Source organism: uncultured Slackia sp. (assembly GCF_934630525.1).
In the GTDB taxonomy this organism is placed as follows: domain Bacteria; phylum Actinomycetota; class Coriobacteriia; order Coriobacteriales; family Eggerthellaceae; genus Slackia.
In genome coordinates this window covers 1-18,349 of record NZ_CAKTVX010000003.1, presented here as the reverse complement: position 1 = coordinate 18,349, position 18,349 = coordinate 1, and the positions used below count along the sequence as shown (strand labels likewise).

The 18,349-nt window shown below is 58.0% G+C and carries 13 protein-coding genes; 10 read left to right on the top strand and 3 right to left on the bottom strand.

Going from position 1 to position 18,349, the window contains the following annotated elements:
• Nucleotides 1-85 precede the first annotated feature (85 nt).
• The 8 genes from Q0D41_RS03420 to Q0D41_RS03385 all read left to right on the top strand — a co-directional run bounded on the left by Q0D41_RS03420 (nt 86) and on the right by Q0D41_RS03385 (nt 12,217).
• Nucleotides 86-1,060 (top strand): glycosyltransferase, encoded by a 975-nt coding sequence (locus Q0D41_RS03420; RefSeq protein ID WP_294375218.1) that lies wholly within the window; start codon nt 86-88, stop codon nt 1,058-1,060.
• Entirely contained in the window at nt 1,060-2,178 is a 1,119-nt protein-coding gene (locus Q0D41_RS03415) for a glycosyltransferase (protein ID WP_294375213.1), read from the top strand. The genes Q0D41_RS03420 and Q0D41_RS03415 overlap by 1 nt, the downstream gene beginning before the upstream one ends.
• On the top strand, nt 2,179-3,732 hold the full coding sequence (locus Q0D41_RS03410; protein WP_294375210.1) for a lipopolysaccharide biosynthesis protein: 1,554 nt from the start codon (nt 2,179-2,181) through the stop codon (nt 3,730-3,732).
• 175 nt (nt 3,733-3,907) lie between these two features.
• Nucleotides 3,908-5,581 (top strand): NlpC/P60 family protein, encoded by a 1,674-nt coding sequence (locus tag Q0D41_RS03405; protein WP_294375208.1) that lies wholly within the window; start codon nt 3,908-3,910, stop codon nt 5,579-5,581.
• Nucleotides 5,582-5,772: 191 nt separating this feature from the next.
• Nucleotides 5,773-6,987 carry a DegT/DnrJ/EryC1/StrS aminotransferase family protein gene (locus tag Q0D41_RS03400; RefSeq protein WP_294375205.1) on the top strand — a complete coding sequence of 405 codons (1,215 nt, stop codon included), beginning with the start codon at nt 5,773-5,775 and terminating at the stop codon, nt 6,985-6,987.
• Complete coding sequence (locus Q0D41_RS03395; RefSeq protein WP_294375202.1) at nt 6,980-7,576, top strand: sugar transferase; 597 nt, start codon at nt 6,980-6,982, stop codon at nt 7,574-7,576. Before Q0D41_RS03400 ends, Q0D41_RS03395 begins: the two co-directional genes overlap by 8 nt.
• A gap of 128 nt (nt 7,577-7,704) precedes the next feature.
• Entirely contained in the window at nt 7,705-9,846 is a 2,142-nt protein-coding gene (locus Q0D41_RS03390) for a L,D-transpeptidase family protein (protein WP_294375200.1), read from the top strand.
• A 307-nt stretch (nt 9,847-10,153) separates the two neighbouring features.
• Nucleotides 10,154-12,217, top strand: coding sequence for a C39 family peptidase (locus tag Q0D41_RS03385; RefSeq protein ID WP_294375197.1), 2,064 nt, complete (start codon nt 10,154-10,156; stop codon nt 12,215-12,217).
• 151 nt (nt 12,218-12,368) lie between these two features.
• Here the strand turns inward: Q0D41_RS03385 and Q0D41_RS03380 are convergent, their stop codons facing one another.
• The 3 genes from Q0D41_RS03380 to Q0D41_RS03370 are packed head-to-tail and all read right to left on the bottom strand — an operon-like array spanning nt 12,369 to nt 15,568.
• Entirely contained in the window at nt 12,369-12,641 is a 273-nt protein-coding gene (locus tag Q0D41_RS03380; RefSeq protein WP_294375195.1) for a hypothetical protein, read from the bottom strand.
• Entirely contained in the window at nt 12,631-13,746 is a 1,116-nt protein-coding gene (locus Q0D41_RS03375) for a hypothetical protein (protein ID WP_294375194.1), read from the bottom strand. The genes Q0D41_RS03380 and Q0D41_RS03375 overlap by 11 nt, the downstream gene beginning before the upstream one ends.
• A 46-nt stretch (nt 13,747-13,792) precedes the next feature.
• Nucleotides 13,793-15,568, bottom strand: coding sequence for a phosphotransferase (locus tag Q0D41_RS03370; protein ID WP_294375191.1), 1,776 nt, complete (start codon nt 15,566-15,568; stop codon nt 13,793-13,795).
• Between the two features lie 176 nt (nt 15,569-15,744).
• On the opposite strand from Q0D41_RS03370, the gene Q0D41_RS03365 reads away from it, so the two are divergent.
• Nucleotides 15,745-16,317 carry a hypothetical protein gene (locus tag Q0D41_RS03365; RefSeq protein WP_294375188.1) on the top strand — a complete coding sequence of 191 codons (573 nt, stop codon included), beginning with the start codon at nt 15,745-15,747 and terminating at the stop codon, nt 16,315-16,317.
• On the top strand, nt 16,314-18,349 hold a 2,036-nt coding region (locus Q0D41_RS03360), incomplete at its 3' end, for a BspA family leucine-rich repeat surface protein (protein ID WP_294375186.1). The genes Q0D41_RS03365 and Q0D41_RS03360, both read left to right, overlap by 4 nt.

The window sequence follows — 18,349 nt, the reverse complement described above, 5'->3', positions numbered from 1 at the left end:
TTCAGGCTTATGGAAAGAGGTTTTTTCAATCAGCTCCCCATACTATCATTACCGCGTTGCGCGGCTTAAGATAGGAGTGAAATATATGCCAGCAGTGAGTGTGATTGTTCCTGTGTACAACGCTGGGCGGCATGTGCCCCGTTGCGTGCAGTCTATCCAATCACAAACAATGCTTGACCTCGAGATTATCCTTGTTGACGATGGTTCGACTGATGGTTCCGCCCAGCTTTGCGAAGAGCTGGCTTCTGCCGATAATCGCATTCGGGTTTTCCATAAGAAAAACGGCGGCGTGTCCTCCGCGCGCAATTTTGGTATTGATAAGGCCGAGGGTGAATACCTCTTGTTCGTCGATGCTGACGATTTTATCCATCCCAAGATGCTTTCGATTCTCTTCAATGGCGCACAATCGGTTGGCGCTGGTATTGCGGCATGTAAGAACGTGCGCGTGCGGGAAGAAGAGAGCCTCGATGCTGCTTTGAAAGATGCAGAAGGCTCCTTCAAGACGTTTTCATGCACGGGCATCGAGGCCCTTGGCTTTGCACTTTTAGGAACCGACATTTCGGGGAGTATGTGCGACAAGCTTATTTCGCGCGAGCTTCTTGGAGATACGCGTTTCCGCGAGGGCGTTCTTTACGAGGACGCGCTGCTTGCATCTCAGCTTTTTCCGAAATGCGATAATGTTTTTGTGACCACGAGGCGCATGTACTACTACTCGAAGTGCTCTGGGAGCGCTACGATGAAGGCGTATGACGCGAGCGCTTACGATGTTGTTCGCATTTACGAAGAAATATTCGAGCGCGTTTCGGCCGATTATCCCGAAATCGAACCGCAAGCGGAATTCCGTTTGCTGTGGGCCTACTACGCGGCGTTTGACCGCATGATTGCTTCTCCAGGCTATCGATCGATTCCGGAATATGATGCGACACTCGCGTATCTTCGCGCCCATACGAAAAGGGTTCTTCATGACCCGTTTTTCCGTGCAACGCGAAAAGTTGGGGCCGCCGTTTTGCGAGTGAATGTCGGCGCGTACCGGCAGCTCGTTTTGAAGGGTGGACAATAATGCAACATATCGGCTTTCTCGTTTCGACGCTTTCGAGTCCTGGCGGAACGGGCCGCGTTGTGGCCAATGTGGCGAATCGCATGGTCGAAGATTATGAAGTGCATGTAATCGGCGCGTACCATTCGGGCGATGGCGAACCCGCGTTTGCCTACGATAGCCGCGTTCACCGATTGAACATTCTGCCGAAAGAGCCCCGTATTCGCGAGGCGAACAAAGAGCTTAAGAAGCCCCTGATCGACTATATCGAGCAAAACCACATCGAGGTTCTTTTTCTGATCGGCAACTATCAGGGTGCCTATACTTTAGCTACCATGCCCGCCTGCAAAAGCTGCAAATTCGTGTTTTGCGACCATGGCGCGCTTATGAACGAATGGGACAACAAGCCTATTCGCTTTATCCGCTTTCTTGCCTCGGTTTTGTCCGACATGACCGCGGTGCTTACCCAGCGAAGCGAGCAGGCGTATCGTGCGAAATTCCACACGCCTGCCCGAAAGCTCCGTGTCATTCCCAATTGGATTCCCAATTGGCAGCTGGCTTTGGCTCCTGGCTATAACAAGAACTCGAAGCGCATTATGTGGGCCGGAAGGCTCGACCCTGAAAAGGGCCTCGATTTCCTGTTCGAGATTGCCGAAAAAGTGTTGCCGGCGCGCCCCGATTGGAGTTGGGACGTGTTCGGCGATGGTCTTATCGATGGAAGAACGCCCGAGGAGTGCCAGGCCGAGGCGCATGCCCGCGGCATGGGCGACCAGTTGCATTTCTGCGGTTCCGTGCCAAACCTCATTGAGCGGTACCAAGACTACGGCATCTTCGCCCTTACGTCGCTTCGTGAGGGCTTGCCCATGGTGCTTCTTGAAGCGAAGGCCTTCTCGGTTCCCCTTGTGAGCTTCGATGTGGAAACCGGTCCAAGTGAGATTATTGTCGATGGCCACGACGGCTTCTTGGTTCCGTGCTACGATTGCGGTGTTTTTGCCGAAAAGCTCGCTGCGCTTATGGATGACGATTCCTTGCGTGCCCGTTTTTCGGAAGCATCGCAGGAAACCGTGCAGAAATTCTCGGAAGACTGCGTATACGAAGATTGGAAAAGCGCAATAGAGCAGCTCACCGAGAGGGGCAAATAGATGGCTTCACGCCTCGAGAATTCGGCGCGAAACGTGTTGGTCGCGCTGTGCGGCCAAGCATTCTCGATCGTTCTTGCATTCGTTACGCGCGGCATTTTCGCGCGTCAGCTCAGCCTTGAGTATATGGGCTTGGAGAACTTGTTCTCAAACGTCCTTACCATTCTTTCTCTGGCCGATTTGGGCGTGGCGAGCGCGATTATTTTCGCGCTCTACCGGCCTTTGGCCGAAGAGAACCACGAGCAGGTTCGTGCCATCATGCGCCTGTTCAGAAACGTGTACGTGATTATTGGCTTGGTCATTATCGCGGCCGGCTTGGCTCTTGCCCCGTATATCGACGTGCTCATTAAAGACACGCCCGACATCCCGTATTTGAAGCTGTATTTCTTCATGTTTGTGGCCAATACAGGCATATCGTATTTCTTCTCGTACAAGGGCTGTCTCATCGCCGCCGATCAGAAGAAATATATCGTGTCGTTGAACCAGTATGCGTTCCAGATCGTGATGTGCATCGCTCAAATCACGGTGCTCTTCGTGACGCACAACTATTTCCTCTTTTTGTGCTGCATGGTCGGCTCGACGCTTCTGCAGAATATTTCGATTTCGATTATCGCGAATCGCATGTACCCCTACATTTTGAAGGGGAAGGGCAAGCCGAAGGTCGACCCCGAAACAATCGACCAAATCAAGAAGAACACGTTCGCCATGGTGCTGCATCGTGTTGCCGGCGTCGCGAATACCCCTGCAAGCAGTCTTATCCTGAGTTCCTTCGTGGGCATTCAGGCTATCGCGCTGTACGGAAACTACATGCTCGTGGTGAATTCCATGACGCGTGTTGTCGACCAGATTTTCGATGCCGTGGTCGCGCCGCTTGGCAACTTGGGCGTCACCGAATCGGGCGAGCGCCAGTATCAGGTGTTCAAGACATGTTTCTTCGTGAATGCTTTTATCGCAGCGTTCATTTCGATTCCCATGCTGTGCCTTTTCAATCCCGTGATCACACAAATTTGGCTCGGTCCCGATTACGCTTTCCCCGAAATCGTTGTGGCGCTGATCGTGCTTTTGTTCTATTTGAAGGAAATGCGCTGCGCCGCCCTTTCGTTTACGAGCGCGTATGGCCTGTATTGGTATACGCGATGGAAGGCGGTTGTCGAGACGGTCGTCATGCTTTCGTTGTCGCTTCTGCTCGTTTTGAAGTTTGAAGTCGCGGGCGTTGTTTTCGCGGGAATCATCAGCACGACATGCGTCTCGTCGATTTATGAGGGCTACATGCTGTTCAAGCACGGTTTCAAGAAGTCGTCGAAGCCGTATTTCGCGAGGTTCTACCTGTATGTCGGCTTCACGGCGATTCTTGCGCTGGTGGCGTGGTTCGGCTGTGCCGCCGTTCCTGATTCGCTCGGCATGGCGGGAATTCTGGTCAAGCTTGTGGTGAGCGTTGTCGTGCCAGTTCTGGGTTTTTGGGCGGTTTTCCGCAAAACGCAAGAGTTCGCCGAGCTCAAGTCGATGGCGATGCGCATCTTTGCGAAGCTGCCAATTCTCAAGCGTTTTGCCAAATAACGAAGAAACACTTACGTATAAGTGAGGGCGCCGATATTCGTTTCGGCGCCCTCACTGTTTTTTGTGCGCGGAGGGTACGCGTGCCGATTAGGAGGGTAGAGGGCAAACGGTCTTTTCGACGCAACCCCGGCGAGGTTCGTTTATGATGGTTCCAACTGAAAGGGGAGGTTTTGCCATGACTGCCAAAATGAAAAATGCGCTTGTTGGAAGCGTGGGATTATTTGCAATTGCAATGGCCTTCACGCTGTTCGCGATTCCTCAGGTTTCATATGCCGACCAGGCTGCCGATGGAAGCGACGCCCTGGCTGTGGCTGATGAAGCCAAGCATGGCTGGGTCCAGGATGAATCGGGCAACTGGCTGTATTACGACGCGCAAAGCAATTTGTATGCGGGCTGGCTCAAATACGGGGGCGCGTGGTATTGGCTCAATCCCGAGACCGGCGTTATGGCTGTGGGCGTCGTTGAGATTGACGGTATGGGTTACCATTTTGCACAATCGGGCGCGCTCACGTATGGATGGGAATTCGATGACGGTTCCTGGTACTGCTCGAATGGGTTGGGCGTGCTTGTGAGTGGCTGGTACTCGTATAACGGCGGCTGGTATTACTTCCAAGAGGGCACGTATGCGATGTACGAGGGCATGATCGATTTCAGCGGCCAGCTGTATTGGCTCAAGCCCTCTGCTTCTGGGCGCATGGCCGTCGGTTGGGAGCTCGTCGATGGCGACTGGTATCACTTCAGCAGCTCTGGCTGCGCCGATTCGGCATGGCTTGAAGATGGCGGCGATTGGTACTATTTCGATCCCATGACCCATGTCATGGCTACTGGATGGCTGCAGCTTGGCGGCGATTGGTATTACCTTTCCGACTCCGGCGTGATGCAAACGGGTTGGCAGTTTATTTCGGGGGCCTGGTACTACTTCGATGGCTCGGGCATTATGGCCGCCGGCGACTGGTATCGCATCGGCGGTACGTGGTACTACTTCCATGAATGGGGCGGCATGGCTACCGGCTGGCTGCAGCTGGGCAGCGATTGGTATTGGCTACGCGACTCGGGCGCCATGGAAACTGGCTGGGCGCAGATTGGCAGCGCTTGGTACCATTTCGCGAATTCCGGCCTTATGTCGAGCAACGGCTGGGAGAAAATCGGCAGCTCGTGGTACTACTTCCGCGATTGGGGCGGCATGGTCTCGAGCGAATGGATCAACCTTGGCACTGAAGGCGACGACCAATGGTATTACCTCAAGTCGTCGGGAGCCATGCAAACAGGCTGGTGGCGCAACTCGGGCCACTATTACTATTTCGGTTCCAATGGCCTTATGACGTCCGACTCCACCTCTCCGAGCTATTTGGCGGGCGAGAACAATCGTCTTTCCGACATGCGCTCGCGCGGGTGGTATGTAAGCCCGCTTTTGGCCGATGAAAACAACACGCGCGAAGAGCGCATCGAGGCGATGATTTCTACCGCGTATGAGTACTACGGCGATACGTATAAAGCATGCTATAGCCAGGCCCCTGGTGGCTACGTCGACTGCAGCGGCCTCGCGATGCAAGGGCTGTATGCGGCAGGTTTCGACCCGTGGCCGGTGAGCCCCGAGCGTCATTCCAACCCAGCATACGAATATGAATCCCGCAACATGTGGAACCTTCCCATTCAGCGCGTCTCGTATTCCGACCGCCAGCGCGGCGACCTTATCTATTACGACAACGGGTACGGCACCATCATTCATGTCGCCATCTACCTGGGCGATGACAAGGTTATCGAGGCGTGGCCGCCGTCTGTCACGGTAATGTCGACGGTGAACAGCATCCATCCCCATGTATATGGCGTGCAGCGACCGTTCGCTTAGACAATACGTCCCCTAGGGTTTTATATGGAAAGAAACGGCACGGGAACAGCGCTTTCCGTGCCGTTTTCGCTATTTGGAATTCCCGTTAAGTCTTCCGCTTATTTGTAATGGGGCGGCTGCTCGGTTTATAGTAGTGCGCGTGAATTGGTGAAGCCGTCGCTCGAATGGCTTCCGAAGAAAGGTTGCATACCATGCGTGTTGAGTTTTCTCCTCCCGATATTACTCAGGCTGAAATCGACCAAGTTGTCGAGGCTTTGAAATCGGGTTGGATCACCACCGGCCCCAAAACGAAAGAGCTCGAGCGTGAGGTTGCCCAGCTTTGCGGCACCAACAAAGCGTGCTGCCTGAATTCCGCCACTGCGGCGCTCGAGATGTGCCTGCGCCTGCTCGGCATCGGCGAAGGCGACGAAGTCATCGTGCCTGCGTACACCTACACTGCAACGGTGAGCCCCGTATGCCACGTTGGCGCAACGCCCGTTATGGTCGATGTCGCTCCCGACAGCTACCAAATGGACTACGACGCCATGGAGGCCGCAATCACCGAGCGCACGAAGGCTGTTATCCCCGTCGACCTCGGCGGCGTTCCGTGCGATTACGACCGCATTTTCGCGGCCGTGGAAGCCAAGCGTGACCTGTATCATCCCGCAGAGGGCCTGCAGCAGGCGTTCGACCGTTGCATCGTGATTACCGACGCGGCCCATGCCTACGGCGCGTCGTACAAGGGCACGCCGGTTGGCTCTGTGGCCGACTTCTCTTCGTTCTCGTTCCACGCCGTGAAGAACTTCACCACGGCCGAGGGCGGCGCGCTCACGTGGCGTTCTCGCGAGGGCATCGACGACGAAGCCGTGTACAAGCAGCTGCAGCTGTTCTCGCTGCATGGCCAGAGCAAAGACGCCCTGTCGAAGATGAAGCTCGGCTCGTGGGAATACGACGTGGTGGCGCCGTATTTCAAGTGCAACATGACCGATGTGCTGGCAGCTATTGGCCTGGGCCAGCAGTCTCGTTACAAAGAGCTGCTTGCCCGTCGTCACGAAATGCTCGTGCATTACTCCGACGCGCTTGCTGGCGAGAAGGTGCAATTCCTGCATCACTTCGATGAGGACATCACTTCGTCGGGCCACCTGTGCCTGGCGCGCCTTGTAGGCAAGTCTCGCGCATTCCGCGACCTGTTCATCGAGAAAATGGCTGAACGAGAAGTGGCATGCAACGTGCATTACAAGCCTCTTCCGATGCTCACCGCATATAAGAATCTTGGCTTCGATATTGCTAATTACCCGAATGCGCTCGCGCAATTCGAGAATGAGGTTTCGCTGCCGCTGAACACTAAGATGACCGACGAGATGGTCGACTACGTTATCGCCTGCTTCGGCGAAGCGTATGCCGAATGCGAGGCCGCGGGTGTATAAGCACTTCTTTAAGCGTGTGCTCGATATCGTGCTCGGCCTTATTGCGCTTCCGTTCGTGCTTCTCGTGTTCATCGTGTTTGCGCCGATGATTTATCTGGAAGACAAGGGGCCCGTTTTCTACAACGCGCCGCGCGTCGGAAAGAACGGCAAGCCGTTCGTCATGTACAAGTTCCGTTCTATGTACGTGAACGCGCCCGATTTGAAGATGGAAGACGGCAGCACCTACAACGGCGCCGATGACCCGCGCATGACGAAAATCGGTGCGTTTATGCGCAAGACGTCGCTCGACGAGTTCCCTCAGTTCCTGAATGTGCTGAAGGGCGACATGAGCATTATTGGCCCGCGTCCCGATTTGGATTCCGAAATGGCCTTGTACCAAGGCGATGAAGGTCGCAAGCTCGAAGTGACGCCGGGCATTACGGGCTACGCCCAGGCGTACGGCCGCAATTCGCTGCCGTGGCACGATAGGCTTGCCCTCGACGTGTATTACGTCGACCATTTGTCGTTCTTGCTTGACGTGAAGATCTTTTTCAAGACCTTCGCTACGGTGTTCAAACAAGAGGGCATTTACGTGGAGCAGGAAGATTAGTTTTCCTGAACTCGGCGAACGATATCCAGTCGCGGCAAACATGGCCGCGAACAGAAGAGGCATCAGGGCGACTTGGTGCCTCTCTTGGTATAATCGCCTAAGCTAATGCCTATTCTGAAACGAGCTTTATGATGAAGAAATTCCAAGTCATTTCGCTTTTCGCTGCGGCGGCGTTTGCCGTCGCCGTGCCGAGCGCGGCGTTCGCGCTCGATGCCAACGCGTGTGGCGACCAGGTTCCCGATGCGCTTGAGCAGAAAGCAGCCGATTCCGCGAATTCTGCCAATCAGTTCGATGGGAGGCCGCCTTTGGCTGCTTCCGCTGCCGCGCCTTCGCAGGAGCCGGTCGGCACATCGCAGGTCAAGCCTGCCGGCGAGTCGGTGGCAGACGATGCGAACCAAGGCGGTTCTGACGAGCAGGGCGAACAGCCCTCGTATAGCGAGGGGTGGAATGCTGTTGGCTCCGATTGGTATTTCGTGCGCAATGGAGCGCTCGTTTCGGGCTGGGAATACATCAACGGCCACTGGTACTGGTTCGATTCCTCGGCGGGCTGCAAAATGGCTACGGGCTGGATAGAGCTTTCGGGTTCGCGCTATTACTTGGCGCAGGGCGGCGACTTCCAGGGTGCCATGGCTACGGGCTGGCTTTACGATGGCGGCGCCTGGTATTATGCGAAGGCTTCGGGCTCTATGGCTGGCGGCTGGGAATTGATCGGCGGCGCATGGTACTGGTTCGATTCCGATAATGACTGCGCTATGGCGCAGGGGTGCGTTACGGTTGACGGCCAGGACTACTTGCTTGGCGAATATGGCTTGGTCGACGGCTGGGTTTCGTGTGCCGGAACGTGGTATTACGGTCGCGATGGCCAGCCCGAGACTGACTGGTTGAAGCTTGGCGGCACGTGGTACTGGCTCGACCCTTCGGCGCATGGCGCTATGGCAACGGGGTGGAGTGACATCTCGTCGACGCGCTACTATTTTGACGCTTCTGGCGCCATGGCCACGGGCTGGATTCTCGATGGCGGCGACCGGTACTACGCCGATGCTTCGGGCGCGGCTCATTCGGGATGGCTTTCTATAAACGGAAGCTCTTACTATCTCGACCCCGCAAATGACCTTAAGTTGGCTACGGGATATTTCTCGGCTGACGGGTCGAACTACTTCGCAAGTGACTCCGGTGAAATTGCCGTGCGCCAATGGGTGACCGCCGAGGACGGAACGACGGTTTTCGCGGGCGTCGATGGCGCGCTTTGCGGCAAGCTTGACGGCGGCGTGCTGTATGTTCCGAATGCCGATGGCGTGCTTGAGCCCGCTTCCGGTTTCGTTGAACTGGGCGGTTGCAAGTTCTACATCGATCCCGAAACCCATGCGCCCTCATCGGGCTGGAAGCAGTTTGACGGCGTGTGGTACTACTTTGACGAAAGCGGATGCGCACGTGCTGGCTGGTTGGACGACAACGGCGCTTGGTACTATTTCGGAAATAGCGGCGCTCTGCAGACCGGCTGGATCGATGTCGACGGCTCCTGGTACTATGCGAACGATTCCGGTCGCATGGAAACTGGCTGGATCTATGTTGGGGGCGCGTGGTATTACGCGAACGCGTCTGGACGCATGGAAACCGGCTGGCTCTACGATGGCGGCTCTTGGTACTACTTCAGCGAGAGCAGCTGCGCCATGCAGACCGGCTGGATTGATGTGAATGGCACGTGGTATTACGCGAACGCGTCTGGCCGCATGGAAACCGGTTGGTTCTCTTCGGGCGGCGCCTGGTATTGGTTTGACGGCAATGGCGCCATGGCCACGGGCTGGCAATGGATCAATGGCTCTTGGTATTACTTTAAGTCGAACGGCGTTTGGGTTTCCGACTCAACGAATGCGAAGGCTCAAAGCTACGCAAGCCGCACGAACTGGCTCATTCTGGTCGACACGTCCCGGTGCGTCACGAGCATTTATTACGGCTCACAGGGCAATTGGGATTTGAACAGGCGCTATGTGTGCTCTACGGGAAGGGCTGGAACGCCGACGGTCATCGGCGAGTATGAGGTGTTCGGCAAGGGCTACTCGTTCGGCCATGGTTACACCTGCTATTACTACACGCAGTTCTACGGTGACTATCTGTTCCATTCCTCCCCGTACTACGTCAACAGCAACCGAATCATGGATCCGACCATGGGCGTTCCGTCGTCGGCCGGGTGTGTGCGTCTTGAAATTCAGAATGCAAAATGGATTTATGACAATATTCCCTATGGCACGAAAGTTGTGACGTACTATTAGAGAAGTTGACCATGTCTTATATTTCGGAGGGCGCCGACAATGATGGAGCTGCCGTTTAGGCATGCGGAAGGCCATCGTTGAAGGAAGTAGCCCAATGGATGTTTCGATTCGAAGCGAGTGATGCCGCTTTTCGGCTTGTTGTGCGCTGGCGCGCTGATGTGCGCCAGCGCTCTTTTTTGTGCGGCTCTCTCCGTCGATTTTGACCGCCCCCGTTCTTTCTCGTTAAAAAAATGTTACCTGGGTGAATCATTGCTACAATTATCGCCGCAAGTATCGAGTCGAAAAAGTGCAAGAATCGAGCAGGATTATGAAATACGGAAAAGCGGCGCTGCTCATGGGAGTCGCGCTTCTTGTTCCATCTCAGCTCTGCTGGGCGGACGATGCGTCCCTGAATAGTGCGGCGACTCATGAAACGCAGGTAATTCAATCCGCGAATGTCGCGAGCTCAACGTCGAATTCCCTTACTGAGCCGGGCGCGGGTTCTTCTGTCCAGGCGGCCGCATCGGCAGCCGACCCGGAACCCACTACGCCGTCGGCTTGCGGGTCTGAAGCTGGCGCAGCTGGATCGCAGCCGTCTCAGCCGACTCATCCGACGTACACGAAGGGCTGGAATGAAACCGAAGACGGCTGGGTTTACCTTACGTCCGATGCCCAGGATTCCTTTTGTGAGGGTTGGCTCAAGCTCGGCGATACGTGGTACTGGTTTGACCCCACTACCCATCTTATGGCGACGGGCGTTGTCGAATGCAATGGCTGCATGTACCGATTTGTCGATTCGGGCGCCCATGAGGGCGCTATGACGGTTGGCTGGTCGTATGATTCCGAGGCTTCGCTGTGGTATTACGCAAGGCCGTCGGGCATGCTCGAGTGCGGCTGGCTTGGAATTGGCGATACGTGGTACTACTTCGATGAGGAAACCTGCGCCATGCAAACGGGGTGGCTCGAAATCTCTGGCGCAACCTACTACTTCGACGAATCGTCGGGAGCCATGGCAACTGGATGGCGCTGGATCGATGGGGCATGGTATTCCTTGAGGCCGACGGGCGTGCTCGAACGCGGCTGGTTGCTTGAGGGAGACACGTGGTATTGGCTCGATCGCGAGACCGGTGCAATGGCGAACGGCCCGTGCGAAATCGACGGCACCCCCTATGGTTTTTACTCGAATGGCGCCATGGCTTCGGGTTGGTTCTTCTTTGACGGAGCGTGGTATTACGCCTCGGATTCGGGCGTGCTGCAGAGCGGCTGGCTGTCCGATGGCGGCTGCCGGTACTACCTTGACGAGGAAACGTATGCCATGCAGACGGGCTGGGTTGAGCTCGATGGCGTCGAATACTACCTCGACGATGCTTCTGGAGCCATGGCGTCGAACAGGTGGGTCGTGACAGACGATGGCCAAGCGTTCTATGCGGGTTCCTCCGGCGCGATTCTGTGCAAGGGCGTGCAGTCGGCCGACGGCATTATTGTGACCGGTGAAGACGGCCTGCCTTTTGCCAGCTGGGTTCAGCTCGATGGCAAACGGTTCCTGTTCTCGGACGAGGGGCTTATGCTCACGGGCTGGCAAGAGCTCGATGGCACGTGGTATTACCTCAACGATCAGGGAATCATGCAAACGGGCTGGCTGTATTGGGACGGCCATTGGTATTTGCTCGGCAATTCCGGCGCTATGCAAACGGGCTGGAATTATGTTGACGGAAACTGGTATTACCTCAACTCGTGGGGCGCTATGGCGTGCGGCGGCTGGCAGTACGTTGGCTCGGTCGATTACAAGTTCAGCTCGTCGGGCGCGATGGTCGGCGCATGGGTCGATGTTCCGTGCTTCATGCAGTATCCAGAGTTGCCGACGGGTTGCGAATCGGTCGCGCTCACGAACCTTCTGAATTACTACGGGTTCGGCCTTTCTAAGACGACTATTGCGGGCCACTATCTTCCGATTAGCTGGAGCAATAATTTCGTGACGGCGTTCGCTGGCGATCCGTTCACGGGAACAGGCGGGCTCAACGGCTGCGTGGCCCCCGCAATCGTCATCGCGGGCAACAACTACTTGAGCGCTGCGGGAAGCTCCCTGCGCGCCGTGGACGTGTCGTTCAGTTCCATTCCCGCCTTGAAGAACCGCCTGGCGTGTGGCCAGCCGATTGAAGTATGGAACACCGAATGGGGCGGATACCCCGGCGGGCGCTATGCGGCTTCGTGGTACAACGGCCACAGCTACGGCCTGTGGGGCGGAAACCACGCGGTTGTGCTGAAGGGCTACGATGACGAAGAAGGCATCGTGTACGTTTCCGATTCTATTTCGGGCGACGTGACGAGGGATGCGAGGGTCTTTTTCTCGACGTGGCAAATGATGGATAGCCAAGCCGTCGCGATTGAGTAACGGGCGTCCCAATCGCATCGAATGATTGAGCAACGGTAAAGCCTCCATCGCCTCAAGACAAAAGTCCCGTCGCGGCTTTGTTCGCGGCGGGACTTTTTCGTGCACGCCGCCCGAAGGCATTCGCTCTGGGCGGCTAATATTTTCTTCGGAGCTAGAGGTATTGGCTCACCATAACGCCGCCGAAAACGCTCATGCGGTAGAAGACGCGCAGTTGGTCGTTGTCGTCGAGGTCGGCGCGCGTTTCGTCGAGAATGCCGTTCTCTTTCGCGGTTGCAAGGGCCTCCTCAACGTCTTTGTTGGTGAGCAGCTTGTAGCCCGCGTAGTCGCTCTCGAGCGCGGCCACGATGTCGGCGGCGCAATGCTCGGCATCGTCTTTGAATTGCCCAATAATGGCGTAGTAAAGGGGCGGCAGATTATTCTTCATTGTTCTGCTCCTTTCGTTTTGCCAGGTGATCGGCGGGATTTACGGCGATCAGGAAGATGCCTATGACCATGACGAGCGCGCCAACCCACTGCATGATTGACAGGGGAGGATAGTCGGCCGACATGCCGCCGATGTTCAGCACGCCCAGAACGATCCAAATGAAGAACGGTCCCCAGAAGGCGTACATGCCGTTGCAAGCCATGCCCAGGGCGGTGCCGCACATGGAGTTGCCCTTGTACCAGAACGAGAACGCGGGCATCGCGAACAGGCCCGAAATGGCGAAAATCACGATGGCCGGGTCGGTGACGGCGCCTGCGAGAATCGCGGGCACGCTGGCGATGTCACCGCCGAAGGCGGCGAGAACGGGGAAGGCGATGACGAGCTCGAGCAGGCCCGCGGTAAGCTGACGAATGGCGATGCCGATGCGGTAGTCGATAAGCACGGTGCCGAAGCCGGCCACGCAACCCTCGAAGCCCCAGCCGAATGCGGCCAGGAAGGCGAACAGGCAGCCGAACAGCGCCTCGGGGCCCATGTTCGCGAAGCTCGTGCCGCCAATCGCGGCAGCGGCGGCCAGGCACACGAGCACGCCGGCGATTTTATGCGCGCCGAGGCTTTGCTTGAACAGGATGCGGCCGAGCACGGCGCCAATGGCGCAGTTGAGCGCCGCGATGGGCACGATGACGCCGGGGTTGCCTGCGGCGGTCGCCGAGTTGAGCGCGACCACGTAGGCGATGGTCGCGAACGGCCCGCCAATGGCGGCGCAGAGCATCATGACGCGGCCGGGCTTGGTCGCGATGGTTTTGCGCAGGTCGCCGAGCTGGCCGTTCTTGGCGCACATGACGAGCGACCACAGGCCGCTGAACAGGTCGTTGAGGCCTGCTGCCAGTGCGGCAAGGGTAAAGGTGATGGCGAACGCGCTCAGCGGGGCGTTGCCGTTCCAGGCATCGCCCGCGAACCACACGCCCCACACGCCCTGGGTTTCTCCCAAGGTGAGGAACGCCGTGTATAGGCCGTAGCAAATGCCCGATGCCACGGCGAAGGCGATGCCCTTCATCATGAACGAGCGGTGCCTTTGCTTGCGAAGGGCCGCGATATCCTGCTGCATGTCTTCTCCTGACCGATAACGTACGTGTTTTCGTTGTGCCGGCGGGTTACTTGCCGGCTGCTTCGTAGAGTTCGAGTGCCTTCTTCAGGTACGTCTTGGCGTGGCGGTAATAGATGTATGCCCATTCGCCCACGTTGTCGCCTTCGCTTTCTTTGAGCAGCGACCAAGCGTACCAGCACCAGCCCGCCATGCCGACCTGGCCTAGGTTGTGGCGCCATTCGGCGTCGGTGGGGGTGCGGTCGAAGTAGCTGGTGAGCGCCTGGAGCATTTCATCTTCGCTGAGCTGCTCGCATACGCAGAAGGTGCCGAAATCGTTGGCGTAGTCGCCCATGCCGGCGTATTCCCAGTCGATGAGGCTCGTGTTGCCGTCTTCGTCGATGAGGAAGTTCAGGCCGAAGAAATCGTTGTGGCACAGCACGGGCTCGCCGCCGTCGGCCACGAGGTACTCGTTGAGCTTGGCCGCCTGGTCGCTCATCTCCTGCCAGTCGTTCACGCTCATGGGGCCGCGGGCGAGCAGCGAGCGCTCGTAGTTGCGGCCTTCGTCGTAGAAGCTGAAGCTGCGCTCGACCTTGGCGTTCGACTCATGCAGCTTGCGCGCCATGCGCATGGCCTGGTCGAGCTGTTCGCCGTTGTGGGCGTCGAGGTTTTTGCAGTTGACGACGAACTTCGAGATCTTCCAGCCGCGGCGCGGGTTCTCGAACACGAAGGTGTCGTCGAGGCCGAGCTTGGCGGCCGTTTCGAGCGCTGCCTTCTCGGCGTTGCGGTCGATAAGCAGCTCGGTGCCAATGCCGGGGTGGCGGTAGACCCACTCGCCGTCGTTGGTGGCGAAGTGGCAGCTCAGGTTCGTGATGCCCTGCTTCAGCGGGTACACGTCGTGGATTTCCGATTTCTCGCAGCCAAGCACGGCCACGATGTTGTCGAAGATCTCGCTGTCGAGGTTTTCCAGGAACAGCGGATCGAATTCCTGCAGCTCATCGAGTGAGTCGAACTCATGGATGATGGGATTCTCGTAGCGGCGGATGGTCATGTCGAACTCGTTGAGGTGCTCGATGTAGAGGTTCTCCCAGAGCTTGTCGCGCGTTTGCGGCAGGTCGTACTCGGCTTCCAGGATTTCGCGGAAGTGCTCAGAGAACGCGCGGTCGAAGTAGGCGTGGCCGATCATGTACCAGGCGTCGCTGCCGCCGATGGTCACCTTCGAGATGCGGTCATGCGACTTGGTTTGCATGCACCATTCTTTCGTGGGGCCTTCGGAGTATTCGGCGGAGTAGTACGCCTTCCACACGTGGCTCTCGAAGGGGTTTTCCTCGAAGTAGTTGTCGGAAGAGCAAATGTAGGTGTTGCCCAGAATTTCGCGCACGAGCATGAGCGAGCTGTTGTTGTTGCGCTCGGCGTAGGCGCGGTTGACGACGATTTTCACGCCGTATTTGTCTTCGAGGTAGAAGAACGATTCCTTCTTGTAGCCGACCACGATCACGATGTCGTTCACGCCGGCTGCCTTGAGCTGCTCGATTTGGCGTTCGATGAGCACGTCGCCGCGCACTTTGAGCAGGCCCTTGGGGCGCTCGTAGGAGATGGGGGCGAAGCGGCTGGAAAGGCCGGCGGCCAGGATAACCGCGTTGTCGACGGCGTAGGGCTTGAGCGCGGCCATGCCCCTGGCTGTGAGGCGGCCGTCTTCGAGGAGGCCTTCCTCGGCGCATTCCTTCATGGCGACGTTCACCGTGGCCAGGGCCATGCCCGTGGTTTCAGCGACTTCGCGCTGCGTGAGCCCGGCCGTTTGCGACAGGGCGTTGATGACTTTGAATTGGTTATGGGTAAGTGCCATGGGAATTCTCTCTCTTGTTCGGATTTCGAAAGTGTAGCACAAAAACCGAACACAGAATAGCAGAGTACATAAATCGCGCACAGAGGCGTAGAGGGGGTTGCGAAAATGTTGTGCAACAAATTTTTAAAATGTGGGGGGATAATGGAACGTAGGATTATTGTGTGATGGGAGAGGCTATGAAAAAAGTCGACCACCTGGTAGCTCGCGCGTTTAAGGGCGCGATGGCATTCGTGCTTGCGGTAGGGCTATGCCCCATTGCGCCGGCGATGGCGCAAGAGGGGGCGACGGTAAATGAAGAAGGGGGCACCGCTGCTGCTGCGGTCGATGGCGCGGGTGCTTCCACCGATGGCGCTGCGGCTGGTGCGACTGGTGACGTCGCGGGCTCGGAGGCCGACGGCGTGCAGCCCGGCGGCGTTTCCGGCGACGGCGATGCTGCGGCGGATGGCGTGGGTGTTGGCGCTCCCGTGCAGGATGCTGTTGAAAATGATGATGCGGGTTCCGACGTTTCGGCTGATGTCGCAGAAGCGGCTGCCGCGGCCGATGGGGAAGCCGATGGATTCAACGATGCCGCCGCCCAGACCGATGGCTGGCAAGCTTGGGGCGGCTGCGAATGGATGATCGATGCCGAAGGCTGCCTGACGATTCGCCCGAAAGATGGCGCTGAAGTGGGGCAGTTGCCTAATGTTTCCAGTCGTGCGCCCTGGTGTGCTTCAGAATACAGGGGAAGCATTGGGCTGTCAGGGTTGTGACGGGTGTCAAAACCTCGGAATATGCTGATCGCCTGTTCGGTAGCCTTTCGCTCGTCGAGACCATGGATCTTTCCGGCCTCGACGTCTCGTCCGCCACGGATATGTCCAGCATGTTCTCCGGCTGCTCCAAGCTCGCGTCCCTCGACGCCTCCGGCTGGAGCACCTCGCGCGTCAGGAGCATGAGCGGCATGTTCTACGGCTGCTCCTCGCTCGCGTCCCTCGACGCCTCCGGCTGGGACGTCTCGTACGCCACGGACATGTCCGGCATGTTCTCCGGCTGCTCCTCGCTCGCGTCCCTCGACGTCTCCGGCTGGGACACCTCGAGCGTCCGGGATATGGGCAACATGTTCCGCGGCTGCTCCTCGCTCGCGTCCCTCGACGCCTCCGGCTGGGACGTCTCGTACGCCGCGGACAAGACCGGCATGTTCTACGGCTGCTCCTCGCTCGCGTCCCTCGACGCCTCCGGCTGGAATGTCTCGAACACCACGGACATGCACGCCATGTTCTCCGGCTGCTCCTCGCTCGCGTCCCTCGACGTCTCCGGCTGGAACCCCTCGTCAGCCACACTCATGGATTCCATGTTCTCCGGCTGCTCCTCGCTCGCGTCCCTCGACGTCTCCGGCTGGGACACCTCGCGCGTCACGGGCATGTCCGGCATGTTCTACGGCTGCTCCTCGCTCGCGTCCCTCGACGTCTCCGGCTGGCACACCTCGAGCGTCACGTATATGGATTCCATGTTCCGCGGCTGCTCCTCGCTCGCGTCCCTCGACGTCTCCGGCTGGCACACCTCGAGCGTCACGTATATGGATTCCATGTTCCGCGGCTGCTCCTCGCTCGCGTCCCTCGACGCCTCCGGCTGGGACACCTCGAGCGTCCGGGATATGGGCAACATGTTCGACGGCTGCTCCTCGCTCGCGTCCCTCGACGCCTCCGGCTGGGACGTCTCGGGTGTTAGAAATATGGACGACATGTTTTATGATTGCTCGCGACTTGGGCAAATCGCGGTAGGGTACGGGTTTGGTTTGTACGAGAGGAAGACGACGGTGATCGAGCCTTCTTTGATTGAGGGCTGGACTGGGAAGTGGGTGAATCGGGCCGGGGATGCGTTCCCTTTCGCTAGTATTCCTTGGGATAGAGACGTTTATCGGGCCCAAATCGCCTTGCGCGATGACATGTTCGAAGTGGACTGCAGTGATTCCCCCTATATCGGAAGCGAGATTACGAAGGAGATTCGGTCGTCAAATCTTCAAGAAGGGGTCGATTACAAGGTTTCGTATTCGGACAACGTCTCTGCCGGCACCGCATCGATCAGCATATCCGGCATTGGTCGCGCGGTAGGCACGCTGCGCTATGAATTCAATATCACGAAGGCGCTCCCAGCGCTTGATGCCCTCGATGCAACCTATGGCCAAAAACTCGCCGACCTCGCGCTCCCTGAGGGCTTCTCGTGGCAGGACGCCGGCGACGCCTCCGTGGGCGATCCCGGCGAGCATGGGTATTTGGCTACATACACCCCTTCCGACGAGGCCAACTACGAGGCCGCCCGCGACGTCCCCGTGAAGGTGCGCGTCTTCCGCGACGTCGACGCCTCGATGTTCTCCGTCGACGCCGCCGGCCTCGTCTACGACGGCACGGCGCACGAGCCGGCCGTCTCCTCGGGCGTCGTGCCCGAGGGCTCCTACTCGGTCGAGTACCGCGACAACGTGAACGCCGGCGAGGCGACGGCCGTCGTGTCGGGCGGGGGCTTCTACCGCGGCTCCTGCGAGATCGGGTTCCCCATCGCCAAGGCGGCCCCGGAGTTCGAGGCGCCCGCCCCCGTCGAGGCGGCCTACGGCCAAACGCTTTCCGACGTGGCCCTGCCTGAGGGCTTCTCGTGGCAGGACGACCCCTCGACCTCCGTGGGGGACGCCGGCGAGCATGAATTCCTGGCGACGTTCATCCCCGGCGACGTCTCGAACTACGAGGCCGCCCGCGACGTCCCCGTGAAGGTGCGCGTCTTCCGCGACGTCGACGCCTCGATGTTCTCCGTCGA

Coding starts and splice junctions, on each gene's coding strand:
- Q0D41_RS03390 (WP_294375200.1), top strand. CDS start 7,705: ATGATGAAGAAATTCCAAGTCATTTCGCTTTTCGCTGCGGCGGCGTTT.
- Q0D41_RS03420 (WP_294375218.1), top strand. CDS start 86: ATGCCAGCAGTGAGTGTGATTGTTCCTGTGTACAACGCTGGGCGGCAT.
- Q0D41_RS03375 (WP_294375194.1), bottom strand. CDS start 13,746: ATGCAGCAGGATATCGCGGCCCTTCGCAAGCAAAGGCACCGCTCGTTC.
- Q0D41_RS03370 (WP_294375191.1), bottom strand. CDS start 15,568: ATGGCACTTACCCATAACCAATTCAAAGTCATCAACGCCCTGTCGCAA.
- Q0D41_RS03405 (WP_294375208.1), top strand. CDS start 3,908: ATGACTGCCAAAATGAAAAATGCGCTTGTTGGAAGCGTGGGATTATTT.
- Q0D41_RS03410 (WP_294375210.1), top strand. CDS start 2,179: ATGGCTTCACGCCTCGAGAATTCGGCGCGAAACGTGTTGGTCGCGCTG.
- Q0D41_RS03365 (WP_294375188.1), top strand. CDS start 15,745: ATGAAAAAAGTCGACCACCTGGTAGCTCGCGCGTTTAAGGGCGCGATG.
- Q0D41_RS03380 (WP_294375195.1), bottom strand. CDS start 12,641: ATGAAGAATAATCTGCCGCCCCTTTACTACGCCATTATTGGGCAATTC.
- Q0D41_RS03400 (WP_294375205.1), top strand. CDS start 5,773: ATGCGTGTTGAGTTTTCTCCTCCCGATATTACTCAGGCTGAAATCGAC.
- Q0D41_RS03385 (WP_294375197.1), top strand. CDS start 10,154: ATGAAATACGGAAAAGCGGCGCTGCTCATGGGAGTCGCGCTTCTTGTT.
- Q0D41_RS03415 (WP_294375213.1), top strand. CDS start 1,060: ATGCAACATATCGGCTTTCTCGTTTCGACGCTTTCGAGTCCTGGCGGA.